The following is a 25,455-nucleotide window of genomic DNA, read 5'->3' on the forward strand; positions in this document are numbered from 1 at the left end:
CATCGCCCTCCTGGATCATTGGATTTACCGGGGGAGCAGAAGTCCATCCGCCATGCCCCTGGTGGCCGTTTCAGGTACGGGTATTTCCCGTCCTCTTTTCACTCATCCGCTCCCGCGGATCCTTGCAGGCGCCATTTCATCCTGCTCCCTTTGAAGTTGGAGCAGTATCACGGCGGCAACCACCAGAACCCCTCCCAGGATCTGCAAGGGCTCCATCCGTTCGCCCAGGATGAAGAAGGCCATCAGTCCTGCCGAGATGGGTTCCAGGGTGGCAGTGATGCTTGCGCGGGTGGAGCGGATATAATTGATCCCGACGAAATAGAAACCGAAGGGGACAATGGTTCCAATCAAAGAAATGTAGAAGATCCAGCCCCATTGCTGCAGGCTGTACTTCCCGCTGAGGTAATGGGAAGGTGAGAAGAAGATGTTCCAGCTCAGGGCCGCAAATGCGATGGCATAAAAGAGGACCGTCCAGGGACCGTACCGGTGCATTCCCCGCTCACCCAGAAGGGTATACCCGGCGAAGCAGACCGCCGCGGCAAGCCCCCCGATAATCCCCAGCCGGTTCATCTGCAGGAAGGCCAGGTTGTAGCCCCCCACCACCAGATAACAACCGCCGAAGGCCAGGATTAGGGCCGAGATTTTTGTAAAGGTCAGGCGCTCTTTCCAGAAGCAGATGGAAAAGAGGCCGATGAGGGCCGGAGCCATGTATTGCAGCAGGATAGCTGCAGCCACCTGAATCTTGCTGATGGCAAAAAAGTATGTGATCTGTACCAGGGCCATGGCACATCCGCCAAGCAGGGCGAAATACCCGAGGTCCATAAAGCGGATCTTCATGACCCCCGGACAGAACAGGGCGAAGGCCGCGGCCATGAGAACGGTTGAAAGGGTGACCCGGATCTGCACCAGTTCAAAGGGCGTCATGCCGCCCTCGAAAAGTCCCTTACCCGCCGTACCCGAGGATGCCCACATCACCGCCGCCAGTACCACGCAACCGTACCCTTTCAATGTCTCCATTCGCACTTCCGTCATAGCATCTCCTTTTCGGGCGGCAGCACCCCCCGCACCTCCTTCCCTGCTACGAATCTGTACTTCCCAAGGTTGGGTTTGTATCATTGTAGGACTGGCGGGTCAATAAGATCCCGAAAGACATCTTCTCTTTGGGAAGAATCTTTCAAGGCTTCAACGCCTGGCTCCCCCATTCTCCTCACCTTCAATGAAATTTTACTTGACCTATATATCTAAATTGATATATGCAATAAAATGTCATTTTTGACATATGAAATGCCGATGGAGGAGCCGCTTCCGGGAAGATCCCTTTACCCTTCTTTGGGCAAGCGTTCACGCATAATTTGGGTTAAGGAAAGATGATTTTCACTTGATCCCTTGCCCCTAAAGCTATCGAATTCAGCCGATAGTAGTTTACTCTGGGCCGTTTGAGGAAGCATTACTCATGTCCTTTAGTAAAGAAAGGAGAAAAACATGAATGGTTTGAAGTCTAGAAAAGGATTTGGAGTTTTGTTCGCCGCCTGTCTTCTCATTTTCACACTGGTCGGTTCGGTCTTTGGGGAACCCAGTATTCTCAAGATGTCCACCACCACGAGTACGGAAAACTCCGGCCTTCTAGACGTTCTTCTCCCCGAGTTCACGCGGGATACCGGGATCGAAGTACGGGTTTTCGCCAAGGGGACAGGAGCAGCCTTGCGCGACGGTATGGACGGCAATGTGGACGTCGTCTTCGTCCATGCCAGGGCCCGGGAGGAAAAATTCGTTGCCGAGGGTTACGGAACAAAACGATATGCTGTCATGCATAATGACTTCGTGATCCTGGGTCCGGCCGGGGATCCTGCGGGCATCAGGGGAATGAAGGGTGCCGCCGCAGCCCTGAAAAAGATCGCCGGATCCCGAGCTCTTTTTGTCTCACGGGGGGACGACAGCGGCACCCATACTAAGGAACAGGCCCTGTGGAAGGCTTCAGGGGTGCCCCTTGAAAAAAAGATACGCACCGTCTTCAAGGGAGGGAAGAAGGCCTCGATCGCTTTTCTCTATCCCCGGGGATCGGAGAACTGGTACCTCTCCATCGGGCAGGGTATGGGGAAGACCCTGACCTTTGCCGAAGAAAAACAGGCTTATGTACTCTCGGATCGCGGGACCTACCTGAAATTCAAATACGGACGGGAAAGGGGGCTCGACCTGGAGATCCTTTGCGAGGGAGACCCGGCCCTGTACAACCCTTACGGGATCATTCCCGTAAACCCCAAAAAGTTTCCCCACGTGAACCACAAGTGTGCAGAAATCCTGGCCCGCTGGCTGGTATCGCCCAAGGCACAGTCCCTGATCGCCCGATACAGGATCCACGGCCGGCAAGCTTTTTATCCCGATGCGATCCCGGAGGCGAAGTAGGAGAGGAAACCTTGACGGCCATTGCCTCCGGAACGCCGCTACCGCGTTCCGGAGGCGGGATGTCACCGGCCCAGGGGCATCTCACGATTTAAACCTAAATTGAGCGATTTCCGAATTTTTCAGAGACCTGCCTGAGGCGGGCGACGCAGCGGATCCAGTAAAATCGGAAATCGCTCAGTTCAGGTTAAATGAAGCATTGCCTTTTAATGGGTCTTTCTTTATGTTCAAACGGATCTCATCACTATCCAAAATAGAATTATTTTGCTATTCATTAATAATAAAATCAGATGGATACCCATACATAACGTTTACTTTCAAATTCAGCTCCATCTTCAGGCCGGTGGAAAGCAGGGGCTCGGGATTTTCTCCGGAGCAGGCGTATTTCGGCCCTGAATCAGGACAGATGAAGGGCCGAAATCCGCAGTGAGCGGAGCCATGGACGGCGGAGCGCTTGCCCGTCCGCTGTCTGGCGGGAACGTTAGCGAGGAGAACATCCCGAGCCCCTGCTTAAAGCGGCAAATTCTATTTTCCGGGTGGAACCCCGGAACTTGTGCGATCAACGACGGTTGATTCCATGGATTTCCTCTTCGACAGCATCCTTTCCGCCTTCTGGCTCCTGTGGACCCTGGACCCGGAGCTTACCAGGGTCATTTACGTCTCTCTGAAGGTCAGCATCCTTTCAACCCTTTTTGCGGGGCTTGCGGGGGTTCCGGCCGGTTTCCTCATCGCCTTCAGGGAATTCCGTCTTAAGCGGGCTCTTCTTACGGTCCTCAATTCCCTCCTGGCCCTGCCCACCGTAGTAGTGGGACTCCTGGTCTATGCCTTTCTATCCCGAAAGGGCCCGCTGGGAATGCTTGATCTCCTCTATACCCAAACGGCCATCGTGATCGGCCAGATCATCTTGGTCTTTCCCATCGTGACTTCCCTTACCATCGCCGCCGTGGGTCAGATCGACACCCGCTACCGGAAAACCGCCATGACCCTGGGGGCCACTCCTTTTCAAACCGCCCTCGCGGTCTTCAGGGAGGCCCGCTTCGCCGTCATGGCCGCTGTTATCGCGGCCTTTGGCCGCGTCATCGCGGAGGTCGGGATCAGCATGATGCTGGGGGGCAATGTTAAGGGCTATACCCGAACCATGACCACCGCCATGGCCCTGGAGTATGACAAGGGAGAATTCGTGCTGGCCGTTGCCTTGGGCATCGCCCTCCTGTTCATCGCCTTTGGGGTCAACGTCTTCCTGAACTATATCCAGGGGAGGACCCGGTCATGAACCTATTCGAAATTCGGGAACTGACCAAGACCTATGGCGACAGGACCGTCCTGGACCTCCCGAGGTTGGATTTCGAAAAGGGATTCGTTTATGCACTTCTCGGGCCCAACGGGTCCGGCAAGACCACTCTCCTGGAGATCCTCTGCCTCCTTTCCCGTCCCACCACAGGACATATCCGCTACCTCGGGAAGGCCCTCGACTTCAGGGGAAACCGTCTCTTCTCCCTTCGGCGTGAAATCATCATGGTACACCAGAATCCCGTTCTCTTCTCCACGACAGTAAGGAAAAACCTGGAATTCGGCTTGAAGATCCGGGGAATCTCCCGCAAGGAAAGATCCATAAGGATCGGTGAGGCCTTGGAAATCGTGGGATTGCGGGATTGCGAGCGCGCCCAGGGACGTCATCTCTCAGGAGGAGAGACCCAGCGGGTCGCCATCGCCCGGGCCTTGGTATGCTATCCCAAGGTTCTGCTCCTCGACGAACCAACGTCCAATATGGATATGGAGAGCCAGGCCGCCGTCGAACGCATCATCCAGGATATCAACGAGCAAAAGGGTATTTCCGTGATTTTCACCACCCACGACATGGTCCAGGCATCCCGCCTCTCCCAAAAGGTCCTTTCCCTTTTCGAAGGCAAAAAGGTGCCCGCCCCTTTCGAGAACATCTTCTCGGGAAGGATCGATGGGAGCGGAAAGGGTCCTAAGAGCTGCCTGGTCCACGACAGGGTGCGCCTCTCCCTTGGCTCCGGAAAACCCGGACCCGTTCGACTGTGTATCGATCCGTTGAGGGTGCAGTTGTCGACCGGGGATCGGCCCTTTCACGGAGAGAACAGTTTCAAGGGAAAGGTGATCCAGGTTACCGATGAAAAGGAATTCGTGAGGGTGATCCTTGATATCGGGATCCCCCTCCACGTCCGGGTCCCCAAGGAGAACCTGGGTCGTTCCCTCTGGATCGGCGACGAGGCCCTGGTCCATATTCCCCCGGAGGCCCTCCAGCTCCTGTGACCGGGAAGCCCTTTCCATCTCCGCCCTTCCAGAGGACTGGGATCCCAAGGGGAATCACCGCGGACAGACCCCGCACCTCCTGCACTCACCCACCCGGCAGGTTTCAGACTCCCTGGCCTCGAGTGCGAGTTCGTACTCTTTGCGGAGGTGTTCCCTTCGGATCCCGTGATCGATGAAATCCCACGGAAGGAGTTCCTCCAGACCCTTGGGGCGGTATACGAAAAAGTCCGGGTTGATATCCGAGTAACGAAGCGCCTTCCGCCAATCCCCGCCAGCCTCGTGGACTTTCCGCAGGATGGACCCAACGCGCCTGTCCCCCATGGAAAGCAGGGCCTGGACGTAGGCCCACCTTGGAACATCAAAATGAACCGTAACCCCACCTTCCCGGAGCAGCACCTTTTTCAACCATTTCTGTTTCTCCTTGAGGGTTTCGACCTGCTCCATCGGAAACCACTGAAATGGGGTAAAGGCCTTTGGTACGAAGCAGTTCACGCTCAGATGGATTTTGCCGATCCGTCCCCGGGTGCTGGATTCCTTGACCACGTGGTGCTTTATGGCCTTTACCAGGTCCCGAATGGCCTCCAGGTCTTCCCGGGTCTCCGTGGGAAGGCCGATCATGAGGTAGAGTCTGAGTCCGAATCCCCCCCTTCCGGCGGCGAGCCGAACGGCCCTGAGGATCTCTTCCTCGCTCAAGTGTTTGTTGATGACCCTTCTGAGTCTCTCGGAACCGGCCTCGGGGGCGAAGGCCAGGGTCTTCTGCCCGGATGCCTTCAGGTGATCCAGAAGGACGGGTGTCAGGGAATCGGCCCGGACCGAAGAGACCGAGAAGGTTCCCCCCTTTTCCAGGATCCTTGCCGTGAGGCGTTCGATGCCGGGGGTGTCCGAGACAGCGGCACTCAGGAGCCCGAGGCGCCTGGATTTTTCAAGGGCCGTATCCACGGCCCGTCTCAACCTGGATTCCGGGTGGGTCCTCGGGGGCCTGTAAACGTATCCGGCCGCGCAAAACCTGCAGGACCGGCCGCAGCCCCGCCCCAATTCCACCAGGACCCGGTCTCCGAAGGGGGTATCGGGGGTCAGGATCGCCGACGTGGATACGGGTGCCTGGAGTGGATGGGAGCGGACCACGGGGATCCTTTCGGGAATCCCCGGCTCCACGGGTTCCCTGGAACGAAGCGTGCCGTCCTCGTTATAGGTGACCCTGTAAAGGGAAGGAACATAGAGGGAGGGAACGCGGCGGGCAAGGATCCTCAGGATCTCCCGCCTGCTGCCGCCGGAATGGAGGACCTCCCGGAAAACCTCCAGGAATCGGTCCAGGATCGGCTCGGCCTCTCCCAAAAGAAAAAAATCGAAGAAAGGGGAAAGGGGTTCGGGGTTCAGAAAAGTGGTGATCCCACCCCCCAAAACAAAGGGGTCGGACTCATCCCGCTCTCCGGCCAGGAGAGGTATCCGCCCGGCCTCGAGGATCTTCAAAACGCCGGGATAATCGTTTTCAAAGGGAAGGCTGAATGCGACGAGGTCGAATCTGGAAAGGGGGGAGCGGGACTCCAGGGACCCGAGACCCCGCCCCCCCTCAAGAAGGAGGGATTCTTCCCTGGGTTCAGGCAAAAAGACGCGTTCCGCGACAATGGTCTTCCGGCGGTTCAGCAGGTGGTAAAGGACCTGGAAGCCCAGGCTGGACATGCCGACGGAGTAAGTATTGGGATAGGCGAGGGCGACCGAGATTCTGCCCCCCCAGTCTTTCCTTACCGTCCCCTTTTCCCCGTGACTCCCGGGAAGGTTCAGGTTTTTCAGGATACCGGACACGTCCTCTGATCCGCCGGGGTCTTTCCTTAATCGGCCTTGGCCCGCAGAAAAGTCGGGTAGTCCAGATTATCCTTGAAAAGGCCCCTTTTGAAGAACCCTCCCCGCTTTCCCTTGCGGGCTTCCGGTTCCTCCGGCTCCTCGAGTTCGGGTTCTTCCCGAACTCGCTGGAAGGTCGGGGTATCCAGGGGATCCACGACCTCTCCATTGACCCGTACACTCCATGACTCCTCGGCCTCCTGGGGAGTCAGATCCCGGAGCTTCACCACCTTTTCCTGCCGTTCCTTGTCGATTCCCGTCGCGATGACCGTGATCATGACCTCATCTTCCATGCTGTCGTCGAAAACAACGCCCCAGAAGATATCCGCATCCTCGTCGACCTCTCCCCTGATATAGCTGGAGGCCTCGTCGATCTCGTCCATGGTCATGCTGGAGGGTCCCGTGATGTTCATCAGGAGGCCTTTCGCACCGCTGATGGAGATATCCTCGAGCAACGGACTGTTGACGGCTTCCTTGGCCGCCTCAACGGCCCGGTTTTCACCGCTGGCCCTCCCGGTCCCCATAATGGCCGTACCCATCTCCTGCATGACTTTCTTCACGTCTGCGAAGTCGAGGTTGATGAAGCCACTGCTCATGATCAGGTCGGAGATGCCTTTGACGGCGTGCAGGAGGACCTCGTCCGCCCGGACGATGAGTTCTCTGAAAGTGGAATTCTTGTTCCCGACCGCCTTGAGCCTTTCGTTGGGGATGACGATCAAAGTGTCCACTTCCTTCTTCAGCTTTTCAATCCCCTCAAGGGCCCGGTTCATGCGCTTGGTCCCCTCGAATTTGAAAGGCTTGGTCACCACGGCCACCGTCAGGGCATTGCTCTCCCGGGATTCCCGGGCCACCACCGGGGACGCCCCTGTTCCGGTCCCCCCACCCATGCCGGCGGTGATGAAAACCATGTCCATGCCGCTTACAGCCTCACGGATCTCCTCAAGGCTTTCTTCCGCCGCAATGCGGCCGATCTCCGGGTCCGCCCCTGCACCCAGACCCCGGGTTACCGTGGCCCCGAGCTGAATCCGCTGGGTACAACTGGAGCGTTCAAGGTCCTGGCTGTCCGTGTTGGCCACCAGAAAATCGACGCCCTTGAGCTTCGCGGCGATCATGTTGTTGATGGCATTACCGCCCGCTCCGCCGACGCCGATGACCTTGATCTTGGCCTCGTACCTTTCCCTTTCTTCGACGAATTCAAATTGCATAGAAACATCCCTCCTTTGAGTATTGTCCTTTTGCCTATTTAGTGCCCATCCATAAATGGCCAATTTCCGCAATCTCTGCGTCAGGTTCAAATTTTAATCCTCGAAATACTTCAATGTATTCCTCCGGTTAAAATTTTCGCCTTCCTTGACCTTGCATAAATTTTCTCATTTATGTATGGGCACTATCTGAAAACCTTCTCCCTCAAGGCTTTTCCCTTACACCGCCGCTCCGGCTCAGATGACTTCCTTGAACCACCGCTTCATCCTCTCCATGACCCGGGTAAAGATGTTGTTGTCCCTGATTCTGAACTTCTTGCTCTCCTTTGTCCGCTTCGCACCGTAGAGGACCAGCCCGACAGCCGTCGCGTACATGGGCTTGTTGACCACCTCCACCAGACCGCTGATCCCCTGGGGATATCCCGTCCTCGTAGGGGCGTTGAAAATCTGCTCGGCGATCTCGGGAATGCCCGCGAGTTCCGATGAACCCCCGGTCACCACTACTCCCGAGTTGATGGCGTTTTCAAAGCCCGACCGGACAAGTTCGTTATGGGTGAGGGTGAAGATCTCCTCGACCCTCGGCTCGATGATCTCACCGAGAATCTGCCGGCTCATGACCCTCGGTTCTCTCCCGCCCACCCCCGGGACCTCAATGGTCTCATCCTTTCCGATCATGGAGGACAGTGCACACCCGTACTTGATCTTGATCTTCTCTGCCTCCATTCTGGGGGTGCGAAGGCCGATCGAGATGTCGTAGGTCAGGTTGTCCCCCCCCAGGGCCAGGACCGAGGTCTGCTGGATGGTGCCCCGCGAAAACACCGCCATATCAGTGGTGCCGCCCCCGAAATCGATGAGGGCCACGCCGAGATTGCGCTCTTCATCAGTCAGCACCGATTCGCTGGAGGCCAGGGACTCCAGGACGATGTCACAGACATCCAGGCCCGCGCGGTTACAGCACTTGATGATATTCTGGGCCGAAGTCACCGCACCGGTAACGATATGGATCTTGGCCTCCAGCCGGACCCCCGCCATGCCCAGGGGATCCGTGATGCCGTCCTGCTCGTCCACGATAAACTCCTGGGTCAGGACGTGGATCACCTCCCGGTCCATGGGGATCGCCACGGCGCTTGCCGCCTCGATGACCCTTTCGATATCTTTCTTGGTGACCTCTCTTTCCTTGAGCGCGATGACCCCGTGGCTGTTGAAGCCCTTGATGTGTCCCCCCGCGATCCCCGCGTAAACAGAGCCGATCTCGCAGCCCGCCATGGTTTCGGCTTCTTCAATGGCCTCCTTTATGGAATTCACCGTCCGTTCGATGTTGATTACAACGCCTTTCCGGAGACCGTCCGATGGGTGGGTGCCGATGCCGATGATTTCGATGGCATCGGGTCTTACCTCACCCACGACCGCGCAAATCTTGGTCGTACCGATATCCAGCCCTACAACGATTTCCCCAGACATAGTTTCTCTTCCCTTATCCCTTTTTCATCGTTACGACCGCCGCATCCCGGTAATTCAGATTGATACCCTTCACCATGTGGATGCGTCCCGACCCCTTCAGGTGCCGTACGAGTCTTTTCAGATCCCCGAGCCTGCGCTCCAATTCCCCGCCCCGGACCTTGATGACCATGGGGAGCGAGGAGAAGTAGAGGGAAACGATCCCGTTCCGGCCGACGTGGACCTCGGAGAGTTCCTTGAGGGACCAGGGAGATTCCTGCTTCTCGAAACACCGCAGGATCCCGGCCGCACATGCCAACCGCTCCATCTCCTCCTTTTCTCCTCTCCTCACCCCCGTGATGAGTGGATAGTCCAGGTTTCCACCCTCCCCCGCACGGGCGAAGATCTCCCCCCACCGATTCATGTAGTAAAGTCCGTCTCCCACCACCAGTGCCCGGGGAACCTCTCTTTCCGCATGGATTACGAGGGAATGGGGAAACCGTTTCTCGATTTCGACCCGCCTGATCCAGGGATGTCTTTCGATCTTCTCCTTCAGCTCGTTTAGATTCAGGGACAGCAGGCTCACCTCCTCCTGAAGGCCGCAATCCTCCAGGATCTCTTCCTGAAGATCCCCATCCAGGCCGGAAACGACGATTTCATCCAGGCTGAAGTAAGGAGACTTGACCAGGCATTCGTATAGGTAAACGAACAGGAAACTGGTCACCACCAGCACCGCCACGAGGCATGAAAACTTGGCCAGGCAGATTCCCACCAGGGAAAAGGCCTTACGAAGAACCGAGTAGTCTTTCCCCTTTTTCTTTACGGCCTTCTTTTTCCTTACGCCGACCTTTCTCTTCATGACAGTCCCTTACCGGCGCCTTCTCCCACGATCCTGATCTCCGGCTCCAGTTCGACCCCTCGCAATTCCCTCACGGCCCTTCGTGCCATCTCCATGAGAGCCAACACGTCTTCAGCACTCGCGGACCCCGTGTTGACGATGAAATTGGCATGTTCACCGGAAATCATGGCATCCCCCATTCTCTTTCCCTTAAGACCCGCTTCCTCGATCAGTTTCCCGGCGAAAAGCCCGGGTGGATTCTTGAATACGGACCCGGCGCTCGGATAGCGCAGGGGCTGTTTCTCCCTGCGTCTCTTCAAGTAGTCCGCGATCCTGTGGGAGACGGTTTGCTGATCCTCCCTCACAACCTCCAGGCTGACCCGGAAGATTACGGCTCCCTCGGGAAGGGAGAAAGCCCTGTAAGAAAAGCGGAGGTCGGGTGGCACCAGGGCCACCGTCTCTCCCCCCGGCATCACGATCTCCACGGCCCGTACCCTGCTCCCGATATCATGGCCCCATGCCCCGGCGTTCATGGCCACGGCACCCCCCAGGGTACCCGGGATTCCGGCAAGAAATTCAAGTCCCCCCAGACCTCGTTCCGTTGCAAAGGCCAGGAGGCGTTGGATGGGAGTCCCGCCTCCCGCCTTGATTCCACGACCTTCCCCTTCTTCATCCAACTCGGAAAACCTGCCTTCCAGGAGGATCACCAACCCCTTGATCCCTCCGTCCCGGACAAGAAGATTGCTGCCCCGACCGACCACCAGGCAGGGGAGTTTCTCCTTTTGAACGAGGGAGCACAAGCGTCGGAGGGTCTCCAGGTCTTTCACGAAGCACAAGCATTCAGCCTTTCCCCCAACCCCGAGGGTCGTGTACTTCTTCATGGATTCCCCGAAGCGCACTCCTTCTCCGCAGATCTCCTTCAGTACGGTTTTCAGCCTTTGCTCCAAGTTGAACCCCGTCCTCTACTCCCGTTTCAGGAACTCCTCGCCTACCCTGTGGATGTTTCCTGCTCCCAGCGTCAGAATCACGTCGCCGGGCCTCGACACCCTGTCCAGGATCTCCAGGATATCTTCATCACTCTCCCCCAGGAGGACATCCCTGTGTCCGTGCTCCTTGATGCCATGGTAAAGCCACTCTGAATCCACTCCCTCGATGGGCGTTTCTCCGGCGGGATAGATGGGGGCCACCACCAGGATGTCCGCATCGTTAAAAACGGTCACGAATCGGTCATAGAGTGCCTGGGTCCTGGTATAGCGATGGGGCTGGAAAACCACGATCAGGCGCCTCTCCGGCCAGCAGTCCCTTGCGGTCTCAAGGGTCGCCGCGATTTCTGTCGGGTGATGACCGTAATCGTCCAGGACCAGAATTCCCTTTCGCTCCCCCTTGACGTGGAACCTGCGGGCTAATCCGCCCAGATCCCTCAATCCCCGCTTGACGGCCTCAAAGGGGACGTCAAGTTCCAGGGCCACCGCGATGGCCGCAAGGGCGTTCAAGACGTTGTGGTTTCCCGGCATTCCCACCAGGACCCGGCCCAAGGATTCGTCTCGGAGAAAGGCCTCGAAACTCACCTTCATCCCGCTCCGTTCGATTTTCCTCGCCCGAAGCTCGGCCTGGGATGTCATCCCGTACGTGAAGGAGCGTTTCCTGAGACGGGGCAGAATTCCCTGGATCTCCTTGTTGTCCAGGCAGAGGATGGCAAGGCCGTAAAAAGGGATCTTGTTGATGAACTGGACGAAGGCATCCCGGACCGCCTCCATGGTTCCATAGTGATCCAGGTGCTCGCGGTCGATATTGGTCACCACCGCAATGGTGGGAGAGAGCACCGTGAAGGACCCGTCACTCTCATCGGATTCCGCCACCAGGATATCCCCCTGACCGAGCTTGGCATTGGATCCGCCCCATATGTCGAGCCTTCCCCCGATCACCACGGTGGGGTCCAGGTTCCCGCTGTTCAGGATGGAGGCCACCATGGTGGTGGTGGTAGTCTTTCCGTGGGCTCCGGCCACGGCGATTCCGAACTTCAACCGCATGAGTTCCGCAAGCATTTCCGCCCTGGGGATAACCGGGACGGCGCGCTCTCTGGCTTCCATTACCTCCGGATTGTCCATTCTCACCGCCGAGGAATAGACCACTACGTCCGCCCCTTCTATGTGCTCCGGCCTGTGGCCGGCATAGATCCTTCCCCCGAGCGCTCCGAGCCTTCGAGTCACGGAGGATTCCTTGATATCGGAACCGCTGACCTCATATCCAAGGTTGAGGAGCAGTTCCGCGATCCCGCTCATCCCGATGCCCCCGATCCCCACGAAATGGATGTGTTTCGCCTTTCCGAATGTCTTCATGACGCTCCCGCCGCTCCCCTGTAAAAAGGCCTGATCATCCGCCAGCCCTGCATCTTCAAGTTTTCGCCGGATCCCGCCCGATCATCTCCAGGAGATGATCCGCAATCGCAACGGCCGCATCCCTTGACCCCACGGCCGCGGCCTTCTCCCCCATAGCCTTCAGGGCGGAAGGGTCTTCCATGTAACGAAGCAGGGTACGCGCCAGGGATTCACCGTTCAGGTCCCTTTCCAGGATCATCTCCGCCCCTCCAGCCCGCGTCAGCACCCGGGCGTTGGTCACCTGGTGATCGTTGGCGGCATGGGGATAGGGAATGAGGATAGAGGGCTTCCCCAAGGCCGAGAGCTCCGAAACCGTGGTCGCCCCGGCCCGGCCCACCACGATATCAGCCCGGCTGTAAGCCCGGGCCATGTCCCGGATAAATGCATGCACTTCTCCCTTCAATCCCCTCTCCTGGTAGGTCTTTGAAATCGACTCGTAGTCGAGCTCTCCAGTCTGGTGAATCACGTCCGGCTCCCTGCCCATCCGCTTTAAGATCTCCAGTGCCTCAACAAAGGCCCTATTCACGGCCCGTGCGCCCTGGCTCCCGCCGGTCACCAGGATTGTGAAGGGATGATCCTCCCCGGCGGGCCCCGCCTCCAGGAGTTCCTTTCGAACCGGGTTTCCCGTGAGAATCAACCGCCCCCCCGGGAAATGGGACCGGCTCTCCTCGAATGAAATGAACACTGCATCCACAATCCGACAAAGCAGCCGGTTCGTCAGGCCGGGGAAAGAGTTCTGCTCGTGAATGGCCGTTGGTATCCCCTTGAGCCAGGCCGCCAGGCATACGGGCCCGGAGGAATACCCCCCGACCCCCAGGACCAGATCCGGCCCGAACTGGTCCAGGATTCGCAGGGACTGTAAGAGTCCTAAAGGAAGTTTTACGAGGCTTACGATCCCTCGCCCCCATCCCATTCCCTTGAGTCCTTCGGCGGACACCGAAACCTGTGGATACCCGCTCCGTTTCAGGATCTCCGTTTCCATCCTGCGGCGACCCGTGACGAACAGGACATGGGTTTCTCCAATACGCCTCTTCAACTCCCCGGCCACTGCCAAGGCGGGGAAAAGATGACCGCCCGTCCCCCCTCCGGCGATGATGATTCGGATCTCTTCTGTTTTTCTTTCCGCCGACGTGTCCTATCTCCTTGCCGAAATGCTCAGGAGGATCCCGATGCCCAGGAGACTGACCACCAGGGATGATCCCCCATAGCTCAGGAAGGGCAGGGTCAACCCCTTCGTGGGGAGGAGCCCCATGACCACACCCATGTTTATTAGGACCTGAAACCCCAGGAAACAACTGATTCCCAAGGCCAGGTAGCTGCCGTAAAGATCCCGCGCGTTAAGGGCGATATATATCCCCCGGGCGATCACGATACCGAAAAGCACCACCACGACGCTGACGCCCACCAAACCCAGTTCCTCCGCCAGAATAGAGAAGATGAAATCCGTGTGGGGCTCCGGGAGGTAGAAGAGCTTCTGCTTGCTGTTTCCAAGTCCCAGGCCGAAGATCCCCCCCGAACCGATAGCCAGGAAGGAGTGGATGATTTGAAAACCCAACCCCTGAGGATCATCCCATGGGTTGAGAAAGGCCCACCACCGCCTCAACCGGTAGGGACTTGTCCAGATGAGCCAGGCCAACCCCGGGGCAGAGATCAGCCCGAGCAGAAGCAGGTGCCGGAACCGGACCCCTCCCACGAAAAGAAGCACAAGGAGCCATCCGGCGATGATCACGCAGGTGCCCAAGTCCGGCTGAACCAGGATGAGCCCCATGAAGGCCCCCGCCACCAGGAGATGGGGCACGAACCCGGTGGAAAACCGCGCCATGTCATCCCCTTTCTTGGACATGGAATAGGCCAGGTATAGGGCCAGGGACAACTTGGCCAGCTCCGAGGGCTGGAAAGAAAAACCCCCGATGCTTATCCAGCGCGAGGCCCCACCCACCCTCATCCCGATACCCGGCACAAAGACCAGGAGTAGAAGAAGGGCGCTGATTCCCAGGGACGGGTAAACCAGCTTCCGGTAGACTCCCAAGGGAAGATTCTTGGCCACGATCAAGAGAAAGAGGCCCAGGAGGCAAAATCCTCCTTGACGTTTCAGGAAGTAGTAGCTGTCCCCCATCCTGTGGGCGGCCAGGAAGGAGCTGGCGCTGTAAATGGCCACCAGACCCAGCCCGAGAAGCAGTAAAGTAGGGATTAGGAGCACATAATCGTACCCCCCGGGTTTTTGAGCCTTGAGTGCGGTCTTACCGCCCATGTCCGAGACTCCTCGCCTCTTTCTTGAAGACCTCACCCCTTTGGGCGTAGTCCCTGAACATGTCGAAGCTGGAACAGGCGGGGGCAAGAAGTACCACGTCTCCGGGATCAGAGATCTCGAAGGCCTTCTGTACAGCCTCCCCCATGTCTTCCACCCTGTACACCGGGACAACGTACCGCAGGGCCTTCGCCAGGAGATCCTTGGCCTCTCCCATGAGGAGGGCCGCCTTGACCCGGTTTTTGGAGGCCTCGGCGAGAGCGGTGTAGTCCCCGCCCTTGTCACGCCCCCCTGCGATGAGGATCACCGGGCGATCAAAGCCCTCCACAGCCCTTGCCGCCGCCTCCACATTGGTGGCCTTGGAATCATCGTAAAAATCCACTCCCTGAAAATTCCCTACGAATTCCATGCGATGGGGCAATCCACGGAACCGGTCGATACTTTCCTGGACGACCCTTTCCTCCACCCCCAGGACCAGGCCCGCGAGCACACAGCCCATCAGGTTCTGCCGATTATGGATTCCCGGGAGGGCGAATCCGCCGAGATCGAAATCCGCTTCCTTTCCATCGTCCATGAGGACCCTGAGCCGATCACCCTCCAGAAAGGCCTGCCTGTGGTCTCTCCTCTCCGTCCCGTATCGAAGGAATGTGGGGCCCTCTCCGGGTTGGACCCTGGCAAGTATTTCATCGTCGTCGTTGAGAATCACATAGTCCCCCGGGCCCTGGTTTTTGAAAATCTTAAGCTTGGAGGCCGCATATGCCTCGTAGTCCGGGTAGCGGTCCAGGTGGTCCGGTGAGATGTTCAGGATCAGGGAAAGGGCCGGGTGAAAACGATCCATGGCATCCAGTTGAAAGCTGCTCACCTCCACCACCGCCAAGTCCGCTGAAACCTTCCGGCCGACGAAATCCATCAGGGGTGTGCCGATGTTACCCCCGACAAAGACCTTCCTTCCGGCCCTCTCCAGCATGAATCCCAGGAAGGCCGTGGCCGTGGACTTTCCGTTCGTGCCCGTCACCCCGAGGATGGGGACGTCCACCAGCCGGGAGGCCAGGTCCATTTCCCCGGTTACGGGAATGCCCGCCTCCCTGGCCTTCCTTAAGGGGGCCATGTCTAATGGAACCCCCGGGCTGACGATGATCCAATCGGATTCCAGGAAGGTTTCCGTCCGATGCCCGCCGGCCTCCACCTTCACGCCGAGCTCCAGGGCCTCCTCCAGGAAGGCCGGATCCATTTCTTCCTCCCTCTTGATATCGCTCGCAAGAACCTGGGCCCCTTCGGACCTGAGCCACCGGCAGGCCGAGAGCCCGGACCTACCCAAACCCACGACCACCACCCGTTTGCCGGCGAAATCCATTCAGGGCCCCCCTAACGCAGCTTAAGCGTGCTGATGGAAAGGAGGGCAAGGATGATGGCGATGATCCAGAAACGAACGGTCACCTTTGACTCCGGCCATCCCTTTAATTCGAAATGGTGGTGGAGTGGGGCCATCCGGAATATCCGCTGCCCGCCTGTAAGTTTGAAGTACCCCACCTGGAAGATCACCGAGAGGGTCTCCACCACGAAAAGTCCCCCTACGAGGATCAGCACGAACTCCTGCTTGGTCATCACCGCTACGGTGCCCAGCACCGCCCCCAGGGGCAGGGAGCCCACATCCCCCATGAACAACTCCGCCGGGTAGGTGTTGTACCATAGGAAGCCCAGCCCAGCACCAACCACGGCCCCGCAGAGGACAGAGAGTTCTCCGGCCCCGGCCACATAGGGGATCTGAAGATACCCGGCGATCTTCACGTGCCCGGCCAGGTAACTGAAGATCAAGAAACTGGCGAAGGCAATATTGATGGGGCCGATCGCAAGCCCGTCCAGTCCGTCCGTGAGGTTTACGGCGTTGGAGGTCCCGACAATGATGAAAACCGCCAAGACCACATACCATCCCCCCAGGTCCGGGGTGAGATATTTGAAAAAGGGAAAGTACAATTTGGAATCAAAACCCGGATACCTCTCAAGTACAACAGCCACGAACAGGGCCGCCAGGATCTGGAGGGAAAATTTGCTCTTTGCCCTGAGACCCCTGCTGTTCTTGCGGATCACCTTGAGATAGTCGTCCATGAACCCGATCATGCCGAAGGCCAAAACCACGAACAGGCACAACAGCACATACAGGTTCGAGGTTTCGGCCCACATAAGGGTCGAGATCACTACCACCGGGAGGATCAGGCAGCCGCCCATGGTGGGGGTTCCGGCCTTCTCGAAGTGGTTCGGGGGTCCGTCGTCTCTGATCTGCTGCCCCACCTGAAGGGTCCTCAGCCTCCGGATGCCCCAGGCGCCGATGACGAACATAAACAGAAGCGAGGATAGGGTGGAGAGGATCGTCCTGAATGTGATGTATCGAAAGACATTCAGCCACGAGAAATCATCCTGGAAAAGTAGAATCAGTTTATAAAGCAACGCTCACGTCCCCTTTCACTCGCCCTGTCACGCAGCTGCACGAACCCGCTTCTTCCCTTTTCTTTTCTTCGACGGGCCGAGGGCGGAGGCCACCACCTCCAGGAAGTTGTCCAGGGGAAAGGGTTTTTGAAGGGTTCGGAACACCGGTTGAACATCCCTTCCAAGATCCTCCTGATCCAATGGTCTTCCAGACATCACAATGACCTTTTCCTTCCGTCCCTCTCTTTTCATCCGCCTCAAAAGCTCCATTCCACTCAGGCCCGGCATATCCATGTCCGTGATCAGAAGATCGAAGCGGGTCCTTTCCATCTGATCCAGAGAGTCCTTTCCGTCCTTGGCAAGGGTCACCCTGAAGCCCTCGTTCGAGAGCACCTCAAAGAGGAGGCTCCGAATCCCCGCCTCATCGTCCACAACCAATATATTTTTTAAAACGCCCATGTCAGGTCTCCTTTTCCAGCGCCGCCCGCAGGAGGTCGACAACCCTCTCGAGGGCCATACCGCGGGACCCCTTGAGGAGCACCAGGTCCCCATCCTTAACGATCGTTCTTATCCTGGAGGCCATTTCCTCACGGCTCCCGACCACCTCAGCCCTATCGGCCGCAATACCCCTTTCCAGGGCCCCTTGAACAACCTCCCGGGCGTAATCTCCAATGGCCAGCAGGTGATGAATACCGACCTCGGCCGCCACCGCCCCCGCCTCCCTGTGGGCGGCGGGGGTTTCGTCGCCTAGCTCCAGCATATCGCCGATTCCCGCAATCATTCGTCCCTCTCCTCTGCAAAGATCTTTCAGAGTCCGCAGGGCGACCTTGAGGGAAACGGGATTTGCATTGTAAGTATCGTCCACCAGGGTGATCCCTCTGGGCAAGGGCAGAAGCATGAACCGACCCTTGATCCCCCGGAAGGACTCAAGGCCCCGGACCAGGTTTTCCGGCTCCTCCCCGAGACTGAGGGCGATAGCGCAAGCGGCCAGGGCATTGGCGACATGCTGGGTGCCGGGAACCCCCAATGTCAGGGACAAGACCTTTCCTTCGTAGTGGAGCTCAAAGGCGATGCCTTCTCTTCCGAGGTTGCGGATTCCTGTGCCACGGAAATCACAGTTCCTTCCTGTTCCAAAGGTCTTTATCCTTTTTCCGAAGGGAAGGGATGCCTCCAGGAGTCTTTTATCGTCTCCGTTCAGGAGGACCAGGGACCGGGCGGAAATCTTCTCCACCATTTCCGTCTTGGCCCGAAGAACGCCCTCCTCGCCGCCCACTCCCTCGAGATGGGCCTTGGCCACGTTGGTGATGAGGCCGATATCGGGATCAGCGATTTCGGTGAGGCGCGCGATTTCTCCCGCTCGATTCATTCCCATCTCGACAACCGCCCGGCGGTGCCTCTCCTCCATGGAAAGGAGGGTGAGGGGGAGACCGATCAGGTTGTTCAGGTTTCCCTCGTTCTTCAGGGTCGGCGCCCCCAACTGCAAAATGGCCGCCGCCATTTCTTTGGTAGTGGTTTTACCCACACTCCCCGTGACGGCCGCGACCGGGATGCCGTGACCCTGCCGCCACCATCCGGCCAGGTCCCCGAGGGCCTTCAGGGTATCCGGCACCTTGATGACGGCCGGGCGGCTTCCCTCCGGGATTCGGGCCTTTAAGGGCTCTTCCAGGACCACACCGGCGGCACCTTTCTCCAGGGCGTCCGCGACAAAGTCATGGGCGTCATGGCGTTCCCCCCGCAGGACCCAGAAAAGGTATCCCCGTGGAATCTTCCTCGAGTCGGTGCTTATTCCTGAAAAGACGGTATCCGGGGAGCCAGCCACCAGGCTTCCGCCCAATGGCGTCAGGATATCCCGCGCCGTGACGTCTCCCCAACGAAATCCCACCTATGTCCCTCCGCCCGCGGCCAGGAGGACTTCCTCCCGGTCATCGAAGTGTTTCCTGACTCCACCCACGATCTGGTAATCCTCGTGCCCTTTTCCTGCGATGAGAATGAGGTCGCCTTCGCCCGCGACTTGAATCGCCTTACGGATGGCCTTTCTCCGGTCCACCTCCATGAGGTATCCCGAAAGGCTGTAGGGGCCGGTCCCCTCAATCCGTTGCTTTCCGGCCTCCTGGACCCCCTTTTCGATCTCCTCCATGATGGAGAGGGGATCCTCGCTTCGCGGGTTGTCAGAGGTGACGATCACCAGATCACTGTTCTCCCCGGCCGCCACACCCATCTCGAATCTCTTTCCGCGGTCTCGGTCCCCTCCACAACCGAAGACGGTGATGAGTCGCCCCTCGGCCAGGGGTTTCAGGGTCTTCATGGCCTTGTAAAGTGCGTCGGGGGTATGGGCGTAATCCACGACAACCAGCCGTCCCAAAGCGTTTTCCACCCGTTCCAGGCGACCCGGCACCCTCTCGAGGGACTCGATCCCACGGACCGCTGTCTCAAAGTCGACCCCCAGGGCCAGGGCGGCCCCCATCGCCGCCATGATATTGTATACATTGACCTCCCCCAGGAGGGGGGATCTCAATTCGGTCACGCCTGCAGGGGTCCTGATCTCGATTCTCAGCCCGTTCTTATCCGATGAAAGGACCCTCGATCGGATCTCCCCTTCTTCCCTGAGACCGTAGGTAAGGACCTTGGCCCTGGTTATGCCCCATAGGGTTTTCCCCCGGGGATCATCCAGGTTGATCACCGCCGTCGCTGCCGGGGCCAGGGAGCGGAAAAGGCGGCTCTTGGCCTCGAAGTAGGCATCCATTGTTCCGTGGTAGTCCAGGTGATCCCGGGTCAGGTTGGTAAAAACCCCCACTTCGAAGATGCACTCCCCGATCCTTCCTTGCTCCAATGCATGGGAGGAGACCTCTATGATCACGTCCGTGGCACCAGCATCCTTCATCCGCCGCAAAAGGCGCATGAGGTCCAGTGATTCCGGCGTGGTTACCGGGGCGGGCCAGCACTGCGCTCCGATCCGATAGTTGATCGTCCCGATGACCCCGGTCCGCCGGCCCGCCGCAGAGAGAACGGCCTCCAAAAGATAGGCCGTTGTGGTTTTTCCGTTGGTCCCTGTTATCCCGATCAGCCGGAGTTTCGCCGAAGGGTGACTGTAAAAGCGGTCGGCAAGCAGAGAAAGGGCCTTCCGGCTGTTCGGCACCCGGATCCTGGCCGCCTCCGTCTTCCCGATCACGTCAAAGGACTCACCCACCAGCGCCACCGCCCCCCTTTTCAGGGCATCGCTGAAAAACCGGTGTCCGTCCAGGACGTGTCCCTTCACGGCCACGAAGAGGTATCCCGGCCTGACTTCACGGGAGTCATAGGCCAGTCCCTGGATCTCATGGTCGGGATCTCCCTCGAATTCCAGGAAATCGATACCGTTTATCAACCGGCCCAGTTTCATAGCTCTACGTGTTTCCTCCCGAGAAGAATCCCATTGCTTAAAAGCCGGCTCCTCATCACATGGGGGGCCTGAAGGTGACCTTTACGGCACTCACAGAATCAAGGGGCCGGCCGGGTAAAGGACGCTGCGAGGCGGCCAGTCCGGTTCCTTCCAGGACCACCTTGAGTCCGAGGGACGTTGCCCGGGTCAACACCTCCCTCATGGTTAACCCTCTAAAATCCGGGAGGCATCCTTCCTCTTCCTTTTCCCTGCCGCCGCCCTCTTCCATGGATTCTGGACGCCACAGGCTATCTCTGATCTTTGCCACTTCCTTGTTCACCATCACCACCTGGTGCCTTGGATTGACGCGAAGAAGGTTCAGGGCCCAGGCCCCCACTTCCCTGAAGACGGGAGCGGCCACGGATCCCCCATAGTAGAGTCCCCTGGGTTCGTCAACAGCCACAAAGATCACCAGGCGGGGCCTCGAAGCCGGCACGAAACCCACAAAGCTGGCCATATAGTTCCGCCTCGAATACCTCTTGGTCTTTGGATCCAGCTTTCGGGAGGTTCCCGTCTTGCCGGCCACCCTGTAGCCGGAGATGCCGGCCAGGGGAGCCGTTCCTTTTTCGCTCACCACACCTTCGAGGATCCGTGCCACCTTCCTGGCGGTACCCTCTGAGAGGACCCGGCGGACGACCTTCGGGTGGAACCGCTTCACCACCCTGCCCTGCTGATCCGTGATCTCCTTTACAACGTAGGGTTTCATCAGCTTACCGCCGTTGGCGATGGCCGCCATGGCCATGGTCATCTGCAGGGAGGTGACCGACAGACCATGTCCGTAAAAGATGGTGGCCCGGTCGATCGCCCTGGTTTTCTCGTAGGGTCTGATGAACCCCCGGGCCTCGCCGAGAAGGTCTATGCCCGTTTCCCTGCCGAACCCGAACTTTTTCAGATAGTCGGTGAACTTTCTGTAACCCAGCTTCTGGCCGATCTTCACGGCCCCGATGTTGCTGGAGAGGATAACGATATCCGATACCGTCAAGAGGCCGTGGGGCTTGGTATCGTGGATCGTGCGCCCGCCCACCTGGAACTTGCCCTCCTCGCAGTAAAAGGTCGTCTGAGGGGATACCACGTGATTTTCAAGGGCCGAGGCGAGCAGAAAGGCCTTCATGGTGGACCCGGGTTCATAGGTATCCGTTACGGGTCGGTTCCGCCACCGGGCGGGACCATATCGCCTGAAGACATTCGGATTGAAGAGAGGGACCACGGCCATGGCCAGTATCTCGCCGGTTCGTGGATCAACCACGATACAGTGGCCGCTTTTGGCACGATATTTCTCCACCGTCGCCTGAAGGGCCCTTTCGGCCTTGTACTGGATATCCTTGTCGATGGTAAGCCGCAGGTTGTACATTCTCCCCTTCTCGTCCGCGGGCATACTGACGTAGAAGGGGCGGCCCAAGGCATCCCGCATCTGGATAAGGGTAGGTTGTGGCCCCTTGAGGAGATCATCATACTTCCTCTCCAATCCCTCGAGCCCCTGGTTGTCGTCCCCCACAAAGCCTATAAGCTGCCCTCCGATCTCCCTTCCAGGGTAGTACCGCCTGCTTTCTCGGGCGAACCCGATCCCCTCGAGTTCCAACGCCTTGACCATTTCCACTTTTTCAGGAGGCACTTTCCTTTGAATCCACACAAAGGCCCTCTTGCTCTTCAACAGGCCGAGAAGTTTACTCCTCGGTATGCCGATGACCTTGGAGAGGCGGGAGGCGGTCTGGAGCTTATTCTTTACTCGCTTCGGATGGGCATAGATGGAATCGACTTCGACGCTGACGGCAAGTTCGTGTCCCTCCCTGTCACATATCGTGCCCCGCTTGGGGGGAAGTCTGATCACCCCCCGGTAACCCGCCCGCGCAATGGAGGCGAGCCGGTCTTTCTGGAGGACCTGGAGCTGATACGCCCTCGCCAGAATGGTCCCCAATCCCCCGAGGAAAAAGAAGGCGACAAGCAGGATGCGGAACCTAATCCACTTTTTTTCCCTCACCTGCATGGCAAGACACGAATCTGTTCAGGCAAGGCTTCCCTGAGCCCGGATCTTTGGGTGGCCTCCTCGAGGTACTGGGGGGAGAGGTAGGTGGCCAACTCCACTCTCAATTTCCGGTTGAGTTCCTTAAGGCGCAGTTCCTCTTGCTTCAAGCGGCTCAGGTCATACCCGATCTGGGTTCCCTCGAAACTGGACCAGACGTACCCGATACCGCTTCCCATGAAAAGCAAGAGCAGGATGGTGATGAGAAAAAGCTGCCGACGGGTGATGCGGAAACCCCGCTCCTTGATCTTCGCGTTCCGGATACGAACTCCCGTACGGGTATTCCTTTTTCCCGAAACATCAGATGTCCTGAGGGGTCTGACCATCTTCAGATCCTTTCCGCCGCTCTCATGACGGCACTTCGGGCCCTCGGGTTCTTGGCAATCTCCCTCGGGTCCGGCTTGATCCCCCTTTTGTTCAACCTCTTGAAAAGAGGTCTCTTCCCGCAAACACATCGGGGAAAATCCGGGGGACAGGTACATCCTTTTTCCCATTGGACCATCGTCCTCTTGACCAGCCTGTCTTCCAGAGAATGATAGGAGAGGACCACCAGGCGGCCTCCCGGTGCCACCAGGGGCGGCAGTTTTTCAAAGAAGATCTCCAGGTGCTCCAACTCCCTATTGACAGCGATCCTCAAGGCCTGAAAAGTACGGGTTGCTGGGTGTTTCGCTCCAGGGCGGCGGGACCACGGGATCACGGAAGTCACGAGATCCGCGAGTTCCCGGGAGGAGTCGATCCTTTTTTTTTTCGCCGCCTTGCCACGGCCCGTGCAACAGCCTTGGCCCGCTTTTCTTCGCCGTATTTCCTCAAAATAGATTCGAGGTCCTTCTCCGGAAGGTTGTTGAGTAGGTCCGACGCCCGCCTACCCTCTTCCGGGTCCATTCTCATGTCCAGGGGTTCGTCCCTGCTGAAACTGAAGCCTCTACCGGAATGGTCCAGTTGATAGGTGGACATACCAAGGTCGAGAAAGACACCGTTCACCGTCTCGATCCCCCTAGCGGCGAGGATATCGCCGAGTTCCGAAAAATTGGCCTTGATAATGTCGACCCTCTTTCCCAGGAAGGAGAGCCGCCCGGCCGTAATACGAATCGCCTCAGGATCCCTGTCCAGGCAGATGAGGCGCCCTCCCTCGCTCAGTTTACGCCCAATGGCCTCACTGTGGCCTCCGCTTCCGGCCGTCCCATCCACATAAACTCCTGCAGGATCCGTGAGCAGATGCTCCAGTGCCTCCCTGACCATGACCGGGCGATGGGGAAATTCCAAGACGTCTTCCTCTCCGTCCCTAGATACCGAGTCCCGACAAGGACTGACTGACTTCCGGAAAACTCCGTTGTGCCTCCTGGAATTCCTCTTCCCACTTCTCCAGGTCCCAAATCTCAAAAATCTTGAGCCCGCCGACCAGGATCACGTCCTTTTTCAGGCCCGCAATCTCCCTCAAGTCCTGTGGGATAGTGATCCGGCCGGCTTTGATTGGACATTCCTGTGCGCCCGAGATAAAATAGCGGAGGTAACGCGTCACCGATTGGTCCAGAAGGGACATTCCCGCAGCATGCTCCTCGATGGTCTGCCAGATGTCACGGGTAAAGGCCCAGAGGCAATTGTAGTGGTTGGTCACGACGAGGCAATCCTCGCTTTTCTGCTTGAGGACCTCCTTGAATCGCGCGGGGATCGCCAATCGTCCCTTCTCATCGAGTGTATGTCTGAAACGTCCCTTGAACATCATCTGTGACACTTTATGACACTTTTCTGCACTTTATTCCACTTTTATGACAAAAATACCCCTGATGTCAAGGAAAAAAAGAAATGATAAGGGATGATTAGGTCGGAATTGAGGACACCGGAATTAAGCAAAGGTGGGCGTTCTGCAAAGAAATCGTGGAGGCCGGATGGAGAATACCGGGGCAGGAGGGCTCAGGGAAGGAGATAAACGATATAGATGATCGATCCGAGGTAGATGAGGGAAAAAAAGATATTGAGCACGAGCCCGGAATAAGCGTAGTCACGGTCTCCCAGGTCTTTTATCCGGGGAAGAGAGCGGAGGGAGAAGACCAGGCCGGCTGCAAGGATCAGGGGCACCACCACGAGTAGAAAAAGCAAGGAGGAAGGCGTGCCGATACGGCCCTTATTGAAAAGGACCCAACCGCATCCGGCACCCGCTGCGACGAAGGACAAGAGAAACCCTGCGACGGCGTAATGATTCGTCTTTCGAATTTGCTCTTTCATGATGTCGCCCTCCACCGGGAGGCAAAGTCGGCCCGAGAGACCTCCTGAATGTCCGGAGCAGCCCCATCCTACCAGGAATCCCTCCCGTTTTACAGTCCCGATTTTTTCTCCCTTCCCCCCTTCCAAATCGTCTCCATAGAAAGTCCTTGCATCGGCCCAGGCTAATTCCTAAGATAGTGCCCATACATAAATGAAATCTGGGCACTAGTGAGTTACCAATTCATAATTGAGATATTTTTTACAAGATCAAGGAAACCGGGGACCCACCCAAAGGGTGGGGAGTCGTCGCTTCGCGCGGACAAATCAAGGGATTACGCGTCCCGCCCTACAAGAGGCGGGAACAAGGAATCCCGCAGATTGACGCTGAGATCGTGAAAAATGGCCATTTATGGATGGAAACTAAGATAGTGTCCATCCATAAATGAGAAAATTTGTGCAAGGTCAAGGAAGGCGAAAATTTTAACCGCAGGAATACATTGAAGTATTTTGAGGATTAAAATTTGAGCCTGACGCAGAGATAGATTGCGGAAATTGGCCATTTATGGATGGACACTAAGATAAGTGTACCGGTTATCACAATGAGATTTCCCATGCGGATTTCCGCTTCAAGAACGGCCGTAACGATGCCGATGTCGTTCCTTTCCGTTTTCATTCGGACCGCGTATCCACTCCCGGGGTACATTCTGGATCATCGCGTTAACCGCGAAAGGGACTGCATCTTAACGGAGACGAAAAAACAAAGTCTTCAAAC

21 protein-coding genes and 1 pseudogene are annotated in these 25,455 nt (G+C 57.7%); 3 read left to right on the forward strand and 19 right to left on the reverse strand.

Features of this window, described 5'->3' with window-relative positions; all coding sequences use genetic code 11:
- Positions 1-102: 102 nt before the first annotated feature.
- On the reverse strand, positions 103-1,032 hold the full coding sequence (locus JRF57_01915; protein ID MBW2302450.1) for an EamA family transporter: 930 nt from the start codon (positions 1,030-1,032) through the stop codon (positions 103-105).
- A gap of 450 nt (positions 1,033-1,482) precedes the next feature.
- On the opposite strand from JRF57_01915, the gene JRF57_01920 reads away from it, so the two are divergent.
- The 3 genes from JRF57_01920 (at position 1,483) to JRF57_01930 (ending at position 4,677) form a co-directional block, all read left to right on the forward strand.
- Entirely contained in the window at positions 1,483-2,403 is a 921-nt protein-coding gene (locus JRF57_01920) for a substrate-binding domain-containing protein (protein MBW2302451.1), read from the forward strand.
- A gap of 574 nt (positions 2,404-2,977) precedes the next feature.
- Complete coding sequence (locus tag JRF57_01925) at positions 2,978-3,673, forward strand: ABC transporter permease (GenBank protein MBW2302452.1); 696 nt, start codon at positions 2,978-2,980, stop codon at positions 3,671-3,673.
- The gene (locus JRF57_01930) at positions 3,670-4,677 is read left to right on the forward strand and encodes an ATP-binding cassette domain-containing protein (GenBank protein MBW2302453.1); all 1,008 of its coding nucleotides are present in this window, start codon (positions 3,670-3,672) and stop codon (positions 4,675-4,677) included. The genes JRF57_01925 and JRF57_01930 overlap by 4 nt, the downstream gene beginning before the upstream one ends.
- A 54-nt stretch (positions 4,678-4,731) precedes the next feature.
- Here JRF57_01930 and JRF57_01935 read toward each other — a convergent pair whose 3' ends face one another.
- The 18 genes and pseudogenes from JRF57_01935 to JRF57_02020 form a co-directional block, all read right to left on the reverse strand.
- The gene (locus JRF57_01935; GenBank protein ID MBW2302454.1) at positions 4,732-6,357 is read right to left on the reverse strand and encodes a radical SAM protein; all 1,626 of its coding nucleotides are present in this window, start codon (positions 6,355-6,357) and stop codon (positions 4,732-4,734) included.
- A 149-nt stretch (positions 6,358-6,506) separates the two neighbouring features.
- Positions 6,507-7,721, reverse strand: a complete 1,215-nt coding sequence (gene ftsZ, locus JRF57_01940; GenBank protein MBW2302455.1) for a cell division protein FtsZ — start codon at positions 7,719-7,721, stop codon at positions 6,507-6,509.
- 234 nt (positions 7,722-7,955) lie between these two features.
- Positions 7,956-9,179, reverse strand: coding sequence for a cell division protein FtsA (ftsA, locus tag JRF57_01945; GenBank protein MBW2302456.1), 1,224 nt, complete (start codon positions 9,177-9,179; stop codon positions 7,956-7,958).
- Positions 9,180-9,192: 13 nt separating this feature from the next.
- Entirely contained in the window at positions 9,193-10,014 is an 822-nt protein-coding gene (locus tag JRF57_01950; GenBank protein MBW2302457.1) for an FtsQ-type POTRA domain-containing protein, read from the reverse strand.
- A complete protein-coding gene (gene murB, locus JRF57_01955; protein ID MBW2302458.1) occupies positions 10,011-10,940 on the reverse strand; it encodes a UDP-N-acetylmuramate dehydrogenase in 930 nt (309 codons plus the stop codon). Before murB ends, JRF57_01950 begins: the two co-directional genes overlap by 4 nt.
- Positions 10,941-10,955: 15 nt before the next feature.
- Positions 10,956-12,332 (reverse strand): UDP-N-acetylmuramate--L-alanine ligase, encoded by a 1,377-nt coding sequence (locus JRF57_01960; protein ID MBW2302459.1) that lies wholly within the window; start codon positions 12,330-12,332, stop codon positions 10,956-10,958.
- 55 nt (positions 12,333-12,387) lie between these two features.
- Complete coding sequence (murG, locus tag JRF57_01965; protein ID MBW2302460.1) at positions 12,388-13,476, reverse strand: undecaprenyldiphospho-muramoylpentapeptide beta-N-acetylglucosaminyltransferase; 1,089 nt, start codon at positions 13,474-13,476, stop codon at positions 12,388-12,390.
- Positions 13,477-13,506: 30 nt separating this feature from the next.
- Positions 13,507-14,622, reverse strand: coding sequence for a putative lipid II flippase FtsW (ftsW, locus tag JRF57_01970; GenBank protein MBW2302461.1), 1,116 nt, complete (start codon positions 14,620-14,622; stop codon positions 13,507-13,509).
- Positions 14,612-15,973, reverse strand: a complete 1,362-nt coding sequence (gene murD, locus JRF57_01975) for a UDP-N-acetylmuramoyl-L-alanine--D-glutamate ligase (GenBank protein MBW2302462.1) — start codon at positions 15,971-15,973, stop codon at positions 14,612-14,614. The genes ftsW and murD overlap by 11 nt, the downstream gene beginning before the upstream one ends.
- Positions 15,974-15,984: 11 nt before the next feature.
- A complete protein-coding gene (locus JRF57_01980) occupies positions 15,985-17,064 on the reverse strand; it encodes a phospho-N-acetylmuramoyl-pentapeptide-transferase (GenBank protein MBW2302463.1) in 1,080 nt (359 codons plus the stop codon).
- A gap of 27 nt (positions 17,065-17,091) precedes the next feature.
- Complete coding sequence (locus JRF57_01985) at positions 17,092-17,502, reverse strand: response regulator (protein MBW2302464.1); 411 nt, start codon at positions 17,500-17,502, stop codon at positions 17,092-17,094.
- A 1-nt stretch (position 17,503) separates the two neighbouring features.
- The gene (locus JRF57_01990) at positions 17,504-18,925 is read right to left on the reverse strand and encodes a UDP-N-acetylmuramoyl-tripeptide--D-alanyl-D-alanine ligase (GenBank protein MBW2302465.1); all 1,422 of its coding nucleotides are present in this window, start codon (positions 18,923-18,925) and stop codon (positions 17,504-17,506) included.
- Complete coding sequence (locus JRF57_01995) at positions 18,926-20,422, reverse strand: UDP-N-acetylmuramoyl-L-alanyl-D-glutamate--2,6-diaminopimelate ligase (protein MBW2302466.1); 1,497 nt, start codon at positions 20,420-20,422, stop codon at positions 18,926-18,928. It lies immediately after the preceding gene.
- Positions 20,423-20,477: 55 nt separating this feature from the next.
- A complete protein-coding gene (locus JRF57_02000; GenBank protein MBW2302467.1) occupies positions 20,478-22,445 on the reverse strand; it encodes a transpeptidase family protein in 1,968 nt (655 codons plus the stop codon).
- Entirely contained in the window at positions 22,436-22,807 is a 372-nt protein-coding gene (locus JRF57_02005) for a hypothetical protein (protein ID MBW2302468.1), read from the reverse strand. The genes JRF57_02000 and JRF57_02005 overlap by 10 nt, the downstream gene beginning before the upstream one ends.
- Before the next feature lie 2 nt (positions 22,808-22,809).
- A pseudogene (rsmH, locus tag JRF57_02010) lies at positions 22,810-23,744 on the reverse strand (16S rRNA (cytosine(1402)-N(4))-methyltransferase RsmH).
- Between the two features lie 19 nt (positions 23,745-23,763).
- On the reverse strand, positions 23,764-24,213 hold the full coding sequence (mraZ, locus tag JRF57_02015; GenBank protein MBW2302469.1) for a division/cell wall cluster transcriptional repressor MraZ: 450 nt from the start codon (positions 24,211-24,213) through the stop codon (positions 23,764-23,766).
- Positions 24,214-24,392: 179 nt separating this feature from the next.
- Positions 24,393-24,704, reverse strand: coding sequence for a hypothetical protein (locus JRF57_02020; GenBank protein ID MBW2302470.1), 312 nt, complete (start codon positions 24,702-24,704; stop codon positions 24,393-24,395).
- Between the last annotated feature and the right edge of the window lie 751 nt (positions 24,705-25,455).

This window comes from Deltaproteobacteria bacterium (assembly GCA_019310525.1).
GTDB lineage: Bacteria > Desulfobacterota > DSM-4660 > Desulfatiglandales > HGW-15 > JAFDEE01.